8 protein-coding genes and 5 tRNA genes are annotated in these 10707 nt (G+C 38.4%); 1 reads left to right on the top strand and 12 read right to left on the bottom strand.

Going from position 1 to position 10707, the window contains the following annotated elements:
* Positions 1-133: 133 nt before the first annotated feature.
* Positions 134-1834, bottom strand: a complete 1701-nt coding sequence (locus BM057_RS10485; RefSeq protein ID WP_177186243.1) for a Na/Pi cotransporter family protein — start codon at positions 1832-1834, stop codon at positions 134-136.
* Between the two features lie 578 nt (positions 1835-2412).
* Here BM057_RS10485 and BM057_RS10475 point away from each other — a divergent pair.
* Entirely contained in the window at positions 2413-3219 is an 807-nt protein-coding gene (locus BM057_RS10475) for a P-type ATPase actuator domain-containing protein (RefSeq protein WP_092093619.1), read from the top strand.
* 89 nt (positions 3220-3308) lie between these two features.
* Here BM057_RS10475 and glmM read toward each other — a convergent pair whose 3' ends face one another.
* The 11 genes from glmM to BM057_RS10420 all read right to left on the bottom strand — a co-directional run bounded on the left by glmM (position 3309) and on the right by BM057_RS10420 (position 10251).
* The gene (gene glmM, locus BM057_RS10470; protein ID WP_047390633.1) at positions 3309-4664 is read right to left on the bottom strand and encodes a phosphoglucosamine mutase; all 1356 of its coding nucleotides are present in this window, start codon (positions 4662-4664) and stop codon (positions 3309-3311) included.
* Positions 4665-4743: 79 nt separating this feature from the next.
* Positions 4744-5943 carry a CdaR family protein gene (locus BM057_RS10465; RefSeq protein WP_052181796.1) on the bottom strand — a complete coding sequence of 400 codons (1200 nt, stop codon included), beginning with the start codon at positions 5941-5943 and terminating at the stop codon, positions 4744-4746.
* A complete protein-coding gene (gene cdaA / locus BM057_RS10460; RefSeq protein ID WP_047390635.1) occupies positions 5943-6785 on the bottom strand; it encodes a diadenylate cyclase CdaA in 843 nt (280 codons plus the stop codon). The genes BM057_RS10465 and cdaA overlap by 1 nt, the downstream gene beginning before the upstream one ends.
* 714 nt (positions 6786-7499) lie before the next feature.
* Positions 7500-7572: transfer RNA gene (locus BM057_RS10455), tRNA-Lys, on the bottom strand.
* Positions 7573-7625: 53 nt separating this feature from the next.
* Positions 7626-7697 (bottom strand) — tRNA-Gln (locus BM057_RS10450).
* A gap of 4 nt (positions 7698-7701) precedes the next feature.
* Positions 7702-7785: transfer RNA gene (locus tag BM057_RS10445), tRNA-Tyr, on the bottom strand.
* A 52-nt stretch (positions 7786-7837) separates the two neighbouring features.
* Positions 7838-7910: transfer RNA gene (locus tag BM057_RS10440), tRNA-Thr, on the bottom strand.
* Positions 7911-7943: 33 nt separating this feature from the next.
* A tRNA-Glu gene (locus BM057_RS10435) sits at positions 7944-8015 on the bottom strand.
* Positions 8016-8222: 207 nt separating this feature from the next.
* Complete coding sequence (locus BM057_RS10430; protein WP_092093617.1) at positions 8223-8504, bottom strand: GNAT family N-acetyltransferase; 282 nt, start codon at positions 8502-8504, stop codon at positions 8223-8225.
* A gap of 55 nt (positions 8505-8559) precedes the next feature.
* Positions 8560-9552, bottom strand: a complete 993-nt coding sequence (locus BM057_RS10425) for a zinc-binding dehydrogenase (protein ID WP_092093614.1) — start codon at positions 9550-9552, stop codon at positions 8560-8562.
* Between the two features lie 159 nt (positions 9553-9711).
* Positions 9712-10251 (bottom strand): shikimate kinase, encoded by a 540-nt coding sequence (locus BM057_RS10420; protein ID WP_218147469.1) that lies wholly within the window; start codon positions 10249-10251, stop codon positions 9712-9714.
* Between the last annotated feature and the right edge of the window lie 456 nt (positions 10252-10707).

Genomic DNA, 10707 nt, shown 5'->3' with positions numbered 1-10707 from the left:
CACGACCATTCTTTTAAATTCAAAGCTATATTTAGCCATAAAAAATGACCTCCAAATGTTAGATTTTTGGTCTAACATTTGGGGGTCAGTATAAAATTGAGCTGTTTCTTTTATTATCTAACACACCGTAGATTTACTGGTCATAAACCGCTTCAAAAGTGGAAGCAGTAACGGTTTCTTTTTCTGCAACATGACGAGCAATTTTAACAGAATGATCCCCAATACGTTCTAAGCTAGAAACAATGTCGATAAATAAAATACCGTCCCCAGGTTTTTCAGCTCCATTATTGATCAATTCAATATATTTCTTACGCAGTTTTTGTTCCATTTTATTCACGAGTCTATCTTGTTCAATGACTTTAAAGGCTAATTCTTTGTTATTTTCTTCATAAGAACGAACGGAAACTTTCACCATGATCTCTACCATCTTAAATAAACTGACTACATCTTGATCATAAAGTGAACGTTGCTCCCCATTAGACCGGCCTTTTTCTTTACTTTTAGCTTTTTTATCGACGCGTAAAACTTCTCGGACATTTTTAGCAATGTTTTCGCTATGATCCCCAATACGTTCTAAATATTTGATAATGTCGATCATCGTACTCAACTCGTTTGATTCAGCGATTGTTAGCTTTTCAGCAGAAACGATCATTAAGTATTCCGTCAAGCGATGGTCAATATTGTTGACTGTTTCTTCCAAACTATCAACAACAGATAGGTCTTTTTCTTCCTGATCTCGGTAATACCTGAATGCATGCTGAAACTCTTCCGTTACGAATTTGCTCATTTGCGTAATTTCTCTTTTCGCTTGGTTTAGAGCCAAGTTCGGTGAAGTTTTAATCATTTTAGTATCCAAATTTGTTGTATCGTAGTCGACCAGCGCATCTTTTCCTGGAATGAGTCGTTCCATTAAATCAGCAATATTCTTGATAAACCAGAATTGAATCACTACACTAAAAGTATTAAATAGTCCATGAGCAAATGCGATCTGCAATGCTGGATTTAAATTAAATGCTTGACTGATGAACACGATCAAGCTGGTAAAAGGTTTAAGCAAGATCAAGAAAATAATGGTTCCTACTAAGTTGAACATGACGTGAGCGCCAGCTGTTCTTTTTGCTGCTACGCTTGAGCCGATAGCAGCAAAGATCGCAGTGATCGTCGTACCGATATTGTCTCCAAATAAAACCGGCAATACCGCTTCTAATGAAATACTTCCCTGCATGTACAGTTTTTGCAAGATTCCAACGGTCGCACTAGAACTTTGCATGACCAACGTCATACCCGCTCCGGTAGCGGTCGCTAATAGCGGATGATGGGACAAATCGACCATCAAGTTATTAAAGCTATCGATTTCTTCCAAAGGTGCCATACCACTTCCCATTAATTCTAATCCGTAAAATAAAGCACCAAATCCAAACAAGATCTGACCAATATTATTGATCACCTGTTTATTAAAGAAAAAGAGCAAAATAGCGCCCACTCCTAAAATAGGCAAAGCGTATTCTCCAATATTGATCCCGATAATAAACGCTGTGATGGTCGTTCCGACATTGGCCCCCATCACGACTCCTATGGCTTGACGCAAAGTCATAAAACCAGCACTAACGAGACCAACTGTTAAAACTGTCGTCCCTGAACTGCTCTGGATCAATACAGTAACTAGGATACCTGTCAATACCGCTTTTAAAGGTGTAGAAGTAAAACGGTTGAGCAGTTCTCTTAAACTATCTCCAGCCGACTTTTGAAGTCCATCTCCCATAAACTGAATACCGAACAAGAAAATCCCTAGTCCTCCCAGAAACTGGAACAACATTAGTTTGACATCCAACATTCTTTCCTCCATTTCAAAAACAAAACGTTTTCAGCAAAAAAAAAAAGCGTCTTTTTCCGCTTTAGTTTCCTCTTCCATTATCCAGAAACACACACCAATAATCAATAGTTTTCTTGTAAAAACAAATAAAATTTTCTGCACGTTTTTCGTTGAAATCTTCTCATCTCGCAAATCAGGATTTTCCTTCAATCGATGTTCCAGAATAAACAAAAACCCTTTATTATCTTGACTTCATTTTTCTCCTGCGTTACAGTCAAAAAGGCTGTATTTTTAACGTTGGACTACTATCTTTATAGCATACAATCTTTTACATCTGTATACTACTATAAAAACAGACTCGCTGTCCGAAACAAAAACCAGCAGATTTATTCTAAAAAAAGAAAATGAGGTGATGGAGCATGGACGAGGATGATACGAATAATCAGAGGTGGACAAACAATCTTACAGCTGGCAGAAGGTCTTTCTTTTCTCCAGCTCTGAATCCTTTGATGAGCAAGTAAAAAAATAAGATCGTTTGGCTGCCTTTATTTGTACTCTCCTAAAATGCTTTAACAAATAAACATAGGAGGAATAAGGCAATGAAAAACATCAAACACAACCTTGCTGCAGAACAGGACATCATTCGGTTTCTATTCGATGCGGCAAAAGAAAATGAAAAGGATATATTAGATCGATTCCGCACTTCTAAAGCAAAAGGACTGCATAAAAAAGACGTAGCTTATTTGAGAGAAGTTTACGGCGCTAACAAAGTAACCGCTCGTGAAGCGAGCATAGCAGATAAATTTTCTATTTCTCTATTTATCCGCTCTTTTATGCTTGCCTGCTTTAGCATGTCTTTTTTGTTCTATTTTATCCAACACTTTTGGAATATCACTTCTGAACATACCGTTCGAAATTTCTTTTGGGTAATCGTTTTATCAAGCATGAGCGGTTTGGGTGCTTGTTTAAAGCAGATCCATTCAAATAAAAAAACTGTTCCAAATCCTCAACAAACATCGACTGTTTTTCGCAATAGTCTAAAACCTGTTGAGGTCTCTGCTACTGAAATCGTCTGCGGAGATATCATTCATTTAGCTGCAGGTGATATCGTTCCAGCCGATGTACGAATTTTAACGGCTAATCATTTGCAGATTGCTCAACTTAACTTAAAAAATAAACAAACGATTTTTAAAAAGAGCCCTGTCCTACAAGACAATACTTGTTCTTCGCCGCTTGACTGCTCGAACTTGGCTTTTAGAGGAAGCAAAATCGTTAGCGGTTCTGCTAGAGCAGTGGTCATCGCTACTGGAGAACGAACACTTTTGAATCAAGCCAACCAAGGCATTCTCTATCAAGAAAAAAAGAACCTTTTCAAAAAAAGACTTGCTTCCCTTGAGCAATTTTAAGTATTTATTCGTCAAGAAGAAAAGAGGCACAACTACTATACAAACAAAAAAGACGCTCTTGAAGCGTCTTTTTTGTTTGCAGCCTTCAGTTATTCCATTCCAATTTCTGCTCTGACTACATCAGCAATAAGGCTGACATATCTGGCTACTTTTTCTTCCGTTGGCGCTTCAGCCATGACACGCAATAGCGGTTCTGTTCCACTTGGTCGAACCAATACACGACCGTCGCCATCCATCTCAGCTTCTACTTCTTCAATCACTTTCTTGATCGCTGGAACTTCCATTGCACCGTTTTTATCACTGACTTTGATATTGACCAGCTTCTGCGGGAATATCGTGACTTCTTCAGCTAACTCAGATAATTTTTTACCCGTTTCTTTCATTACGCTCAATAATTGAACACCTGACAACAAGCCATCTCCTGTTGTATGCAGATCTAAAAAGACCATATGTCCAGATTGCTCTCCGCCAAGGTTATAGCCATTTTTACGCATTTCTTCCACAACATAACGGTCGCCCACTTTTGTTTCAACATCTTTCATACCAGCTGCTTCCACTGCTTTATGAAACCCTAAGTTGCTCATTACCGTTGAAACGATCGTATCTTTTTTCAAACGTCCTTTTTCAAATAAATGCTTACCGCAAATGTACATGATTTTGTCGCCATCTAATATATTCCCCAACTCGTCGACTGCGATCACGCGATCTCCATCACCGTCAAATGCTAAACCAGCATCGGCGCCTTTTTCAACAACAAACTTAGCCAATTCTTCTGGATGAGTAGACCCCACACCATCATTGATATTTAAGCCGTTTGGAGACGCGCCCATTACATCAAAATCAGTTTCCAAATCAGCAAACAACCGATTGACCAAAGGACTGGTAGCACCATTTGCACTGTCTAAGCAAACTTGCAGTCCATTCAAATCACCAGAAATCGTTTGCTGGATAAATTGCGTATATTTTTGCGAACCTTCTTTATAATCTTCTACACTACCTAATCCTTTTGCACTTGGACGAGGCAATTCATCTGTTTCTTTATCGAGTAAAACTTCGATTTCAGCCTCTGTTTCATCTGATAGTTTAAATCCATCTGGACCAAAGAATTTTATGCCATTATCTGGTGCCGGATTATGAGAAGCAGAAATCATCACTCCTGCTGCCGCTCCTTGAACGCGCGTCAAGTAAGCAACGCCCGGTGTTGAAATGACACCAAGTTTCATGACTTCGATCCCTACCGATAGCAATCCTGAGATCAATGCATATTCTAATAATTGCCCTGACATTCGTGTATCTCTGCCAACCAGTACCCGCGGATGTTCTTCTCCTTCAGCATGTTGGACTAGTACATGTCCACCGTAACGTCCTAATTTAAAAGCCATTTCTGGTGTTAACTCTGAATTTGCTACACCCCTAACACCATCTGTTCCAAAATATTTACCCATGTTTAAAAAGCTCCTTTTCAAATGCGTATCGTTTTCTAATCTTTTGCTTTCTCTTTTAATTTCAGTTGTCGCTACTTGGCTACTCTAGCATAGCAGACGTATTATTTTCCTTTGCTTGGCTAGAACTTGTCTCACTAGAACTTGCTTCGCTGCTTGAATCACGTTCTGTTTCTGTTTCGCTGCTTGAAGAAGAACTGCTTTCCTCTTCTGACTCAGCTGAACTGCTGCTCTCTTCTTCCTCTTCATTCTCTTTCTTAGCATTTTCTTCAGCGGAAGAGCTGCTGTCTGCATCAGATTCAGAAGTTGCTTGTTCATTTGTCTTTTTGACTGTAACTTTTACTTTGATTGATTCAGGTTTCACAGAAGAAATGCCTTCTGGAAGTTCTGGCGTGATTTCTTGCGTGGTCGTTTCTTTTATTCCAGTCACATCAACTGCAACAGGAAGCTCTATTATTTCCTTCAGTTCTTCCTTTTCTCCCACTACATCGACCGTTTCCTTTTGTCCTTCAGCAAGTGCTATTTCATAGGTCGTATCTGGTTCCTTAGTACCTGTTTCAGATAACACAACGGGAACTTCTTTATGATGAGTAGTGATAGGGATCGTTACCGTTACTTCGCTTGGTTCAACGGACACATCTAGAGGATTTCCTTCTGCATCCGTTACAGTAACCGGAAGCTTTTGGCTGATATCCTTTGTTATCCCTTTTTCAACTTCCACATTGACACCCACATGTCTGACACGTTCCATTGTAGCACTGGAACCGGAAACTTCAACTGTCTTTTTGTCCAAGATCGGCGTTCCTGCTTCGTATCCAGAAGCAAGCAAACGTTCATCAAAATTAACAGAAACTTCATGTTCTTCGCTTCTGCGTTCTTCAACCGTAACCGTCACTTCAGATGGATAAATGCTATAAGAAAGTTCTCCAGGAAGACCTCTCGTCAATAACTGAATCGTATGGGTCCCTTTCCCAAGTTCATTTAAATTAGGGGTGACGATGCTAAAGTTTTGCGTTGTGATTGTATTTAGTAAAATAGCTGTGGTTCCTTCTAAACGAATCGTTGCTGTCTCCGGCAAACCTGTCACATAATAACGATCTTTATCCACATCAACAGCAATTGGTAAATTCGTGATCACTTCACTGCTGTTCACTGTTGCTCCCCCGATAGCAGTACTATATCGATCATTATTTTCGTAATTGACATAAGTAAATAGGAGAATCGAAAAAGCCAACGCAATGATTCTTGTAAACCAAGGAGAGTTCATTATTTTTTCGATCATTATTTAGCCCCTCCCTTTTTAAAACTATTAAAAAAGGTCTGGACTGGATTTTTTTCTTCTTCTTCAGGAATCGTCACTAAGTTTTTTGTTAAGTATTCTTCAAATTCTTCATTTGTCAAATCTCGGAACAACTCATTATCTTGCGTAATGCTGACGCCGCCTGTTTCTTCCGATACAACGATCGTCAACGCATCTGTTACTTCACTCAAACCAATTGCCGCACGATGTCGAGTACCCAATTCTTTTGATATCAAAGAACTTTCAGATAAAGGCAAATAACTTGCCGCTGAAGCGATCTTATAATCTTTTATAATCACAGCACCATCATGCAGAGGCGTGTTTGGAATGAAGATATTGATGAGTAATTCTCCCGATATATCAGCATCTAATGGAATCCCCGTATTAATGTATTCTTCCATTCCAGTATCAACTTGAATTGAAATCAAAGCGCCTATTCGACGTTTGCTCATATACTGAACAGCTTTGACCAGATGCGCCACAAGTTCTTCACCTGGATTGCTTTTCCGTTTTTTACGGCTAAACAATGATCCTCTTCCTAAATGTTCCAAACCTCTTCGCATTTCCGGTTGGAAAATAATGATCAAAGCTAAAACAGCCCACTGAATCACTAAATCAACGATCCATTCAACCGTTTGAAGCTGGAAAAAGAAGCTAGCTACTTTGATCAAAACAATAAAAGCGATCCCTTTTAATAACTGTACAGCTTTTGTTCCTCTTAAAACCGTGATCAATTGATAAATAAAAAAAGCCACAATGAGAATATCCACAATATTAATCAACGTTCTCCATGAAAAAAATTGTGACCAATCGATTGAAAACATACTTGTCCTTGCACCTCCATGGAAGTCATAATTGTCACACGTAGTTATTATATCACACCTTTGCACCCTTACAACAAAAGGTTAAACAATCTGGACAGTGTCAATGAACTATTGGAAAAATTTCTGCTCTCGTGCTGACCAGCCTTCTTATTTTTGGTTCTTTTCACTTTTAATATTACTTGGTTTCCCTCTTCTTGCTCTTTTTCAAACTAGATAAACGATTAAGATTCTGCAAGGTTTAACGTTAATGAGCAAAAAAAAAAATTGCTTTCTGTTGTTAACTTTCTTAAAAGCAGATTTCTAGTCATTTCAGGTATCGTATAGGGAGGTGCTTTTACCAACGTTAGAAGATGAAGAATCCCTAATTAAAAAGATTCTTCCTCTTTTAACGTTGGTAATGAAATTTCCTAGGTCGATGGGCTACTGATGGAAAGCCATGAGAACACATTGAGACGAAAATCACGTCTCAATGCTTGCAAGCTTCAAACTTAGTGTAACGGCTAAAGCCTAACACTATGTGATTCACATTGCATCTTTTTCCATGGCTATCAGTAGCCCTACTCCTCCTGAAATTTCTAAAAATAGGATTCTAACGAGCTTAGCATTAAAAAATTGATTTTTACAGATTAACATTAAATATTGTAGAACCATTAAAAACGATAAAAAACTTACAACACAAAAGCTGTTGTAAGTTTACCGAGGATGAATTTGTAATGAGTCATGCAGGATTCGAACCTGCGACCCTCTGATTAAAAGTCAGATGCTCTACCGACTGAGCTAATGACTCTTAAAAAATCGAACATTACCCTACTGCTTTCTTCTCAGTGCAATAAAATGCAACTGGGATAGCTGGATTCGAACCAGCGCATGAGGGAGTCAAAGTCCCTTGCCTTACCGCTTGGCTATATCCCAAACATGGTGGAGGGGGGCAGATTCGAACTGCCGAACCCGAAGGAGCGGATTTACAGTCCGCCGCGTTTAGCCACTTCGCTACCCCTCCATATTCATCCTATCTCTATCTTTCTACTCTAACCTTCTAAAACGCTAGAATATGCCGGCTGCAGGACTTGAACCTGTGACCCCCGCGTTACGAGTGCGATGCTCTACCAACTGAGCTAAGCCGGCGAACTTAGAATATAGAAATAAATAAAACTGACATGACCCGTACGGGATTCGAACCCGTGTTACCGCCGTGAAAGGGCAGTGTCTTAACCGCTTGACCAACGGGCCAGTTATGATTCAGTGACAAGCACAAAATGAATTATATAAAGAATTGAAAAAAAAGTAAAGAATAAAAATACATTTCTTTACATTTTTAACCTTTTTTTCATTTTCATAAGCCACTGATAAGAAAGTTTTCTTTTTCGATTGACTTTACTATACCTCATTTAGAGACAAAAAATCCAATTTTGGCTTTGGATTTTTTGTCTCCTTTTTTTAATGTTCTGCTATGATGTCTTTGTACTTATCTGGTTTTCTTTTGAATAAAGCTACAGCATAAGAGCAAGTAGGTATAATTTTTTTATTTTCTTTTTCCATCTCTGCCACTACCCGATCAACCAGTTGTTCTGCTACTCCTTGACCTCTTAAGCTGGAGTCGACGAAAGTATGGTTTAATTGTACTTTATCTTCACCATCCGGGATATATGTTACTTCAGCTAACAACTTCCCATCTTCATCTTTTTTGTAAAAACGATTTCCTTCTTTTTCAAAATCCATTTTGGTTATTCCTTTCTATTTTTGTTATTCTTCTTGATAAAATTATCTAAAACCCTTATTTACCAATAGCTAAAACAATTTTCCCATGTTGTTCAGCATTTTCCATTGTTTCAAAAGCTTTACGATATTCGTTGAAAGCAAAAACATGGTCTATAATGGGATGGATTTGATGTTTTTCAGCAAATGAAAGCATCTCTTTGTATTCTTCTTGGCTGCCCATCGTACTTCCTTTTAACGTATATTGACCATAGAAAAATTTCCTCAAATTAAATTCAACCGTATCACCAGTTGAAGAGCCAAAGGTAACCATCGTTCCGCCGCGTTTCAAAGCATCTAAGGATTGATTAAAAGTAGCAGCACCAACAGATTCAATGACTAAGTCAGCTTTTTCTCCGAACGCTTCTGCCCAATCTTCACTGCTCAAAGCTGTTTTGTCAGCCCCCATTGCTTTGGCTGCCTCCAACTTTTCTTTTGAACGAGAAGTAACATAAACTTCTGCTCCCGCAGCTTTAGCAAACTGTAGCAAGAATGTAGCCACACCTCCGCCAATCCCTGGAATCAGCACTTTCATTCCAGCTTTTACTTTTCCTTTTGTAAATAAAGCTCGGTATGCCGTTAATCCGCTCAAAGAAATGACTCCGGCTTCTTCCCAGGATAAATATTCCGGTTTCTTTACCACATTCTCTTCTGGGAGCACGATTTCTTCTGCAAAAGTTCCAATAGAAGCTCCGCCGAGAATCTGAAAATTTTCTGGAGCAGTTTCTTTATTTTCCTTCCAGCCTAAACCAGCATTGATGATTACTTCATCTCCAGGCTGTATTGCCGTAACATTATGACCAACTTCAGTCACCACTCCTGCTCCATCAGAGCCTAAATGAATGTTTTCTTTACTGTTTCCATGATTTTTGATCGTTATCAAATCACGGTGATTTAATCCAGCATACTTGATCTTCATTCTGACATCATTTTCCCCTATATCGAGTACTTTTGCTTCTTGTATTGTCAGACCTTCTAAACCAGCCTTACTTTCATGAACCAAAGATTTCATTACTCCATCCCTTTCATTCTATTTTTGATCTGACTTTAGTATAACAATTCATTTTACTACTTGTATACCAAAAGCATTGATAGAAAAGATAAGGTTTGAAGAGTTTCTGTTTTCATGCCAGATGGAACATTTACTATGATATTCATTTTACAGAATCAATCATTTTTCTTTTGATGATTCAAACGTACCAAGCCATTCGATAATCACTTGACTTGATTCTTCAATATTTAAATCAGTTGTATCCAATTTTAAATATCTTTCTTCCTTTATTTCATGAGGTTTTGAATTTAAACGATCTTTTTCAACTGAAGCAAGTAATTCATATTCTGAAAATTTAATATCACGTTTAGAAGGTTTTTTCATTAAACGATTTTCAGTTTTATTTCTTCTCAGCCTTTCTTCCAAATCAGCCGCCAGTTCTATAAAGTATACTTCTTGATCATCTTGGCTAAATAACGACTTTATTTTTTCTATGTACGCCCAATCTTTTTGATTGTCAAATGACCAAACAAACGTGAAAATGATCCCTTTATGATGGGCATCTTCAGAAATATATTTAAATATTCCGAACCGAAGTTGTTCTGCCAATTCAAATGTGGTGTCATTCCACCCAATATAAGGCCAAATGGCATCTAATGTTACATGGTTATGAAAAAGAGGCAGCTCTGTAACTTCAGCTATCTTTTCTCCAATGCTCATTTTCCCTACTGCTTGCGGTCCGAAAATTAAGATCACTTTCAATATATCATCCCCTAAAAGCTGCTCTTTTCCTTGCTTCTTTTTATCATAACAAAAAAGCAGCATAGAAACACTCTCTATTAAACTGTTGTATGTGTCAAGTTTTTCTCGGGCACCCTTTTACTAAGCTAGTTTAGGCTTTCTATTTTTGTACACTTATCAGCTACCGCACGGCTCTGCCGTTTGCTGGCCTATCTGTTTGGAGAACGTTCCCAAAACAAGGAACCTTCCCCAAGCAGACAGGAGTTAACGAAAACTTTTTACTAGTTGTCCTATTGCCGATGAATGAGCCGCATATAAGGGAATAGTTCCCTCTTTTGCACCGACTGACTGTCGTGTTTTTTCATGCAATATCGAGGATAAACGAACCAGTTGTTTCCGTTTGCGTTGTTGCCTCGTGCTCCTATTTTGTTGATG

Source organism: Pisciglobus halotolerans, assembly GCF_900113675.1.
Taxonomy (GTDB): domain Bacteria; phylum Bacillota; class Bacilli; order Lactobacillales; family Carnobacteriaceae; genus Pisciglobus; species Pisciglobus halotolerans.
Note: the sequence above shows the minus strand (reverse complement) of the source record. Positions and strands in the feature narration are given on the sequence as shown.

Coding starts and splice junctions, on each gene's coding strand:
- cdaA (WP_047390635.1), bottom strand. CDS start 6,785: ATGTTTTCAATCGATTGGTCACAATTTTTTTCATGGAGAACGTTGATT.
- BM057_RS10425 (WP_092093614.1), bottom strand. CDS start 9,552: ATGAAATCTTTGGTTCATGAAAGTAAGGCTGGTTTAGAAGGTCTGACA.
- BM057_RS10430 (WP_092093617.1), bottom strand. CDS start 8,504: ATGGATTTTGAAAAAGAAGGAAATCGTTTTTACAAAAAAGATGAAGAT.
- BM057_RS10485 (WP_177186243.1), bottom strand. CDS start 1,834: ATGTTGGATGTCAAACTAATGTTGTTCCAGTTTCTGGGAGGACTAGGG.
- glmM (WP_047390633.1), bottom strand. CDS start 4,664: ATGGGTAAATATTTTGGAACAGATGGTGTTAGGGGTGTAGCAAATTCA.
- BM057_RS10475 (WP_092093619.1), top strand. CDS start 2,413: ATGAAAAACATCAAACACAACCTTGCTGCAGAACAGGACATCATTCGG.
- BM057_RS10420 (WP_218147469.1), bottom strand. CDS start 10,251: ATGAGCATTGGAGAAAAGATAGCTGAAGTTACAGAGCTGCCTCTTTTT.
- BM057_RS10465 (WP_052181796.1), bottom strand. CDS start 5,943: ATGATCGAAAAAATAATGAACTCTCCTTGGTTTACAAGAATCATTGCG.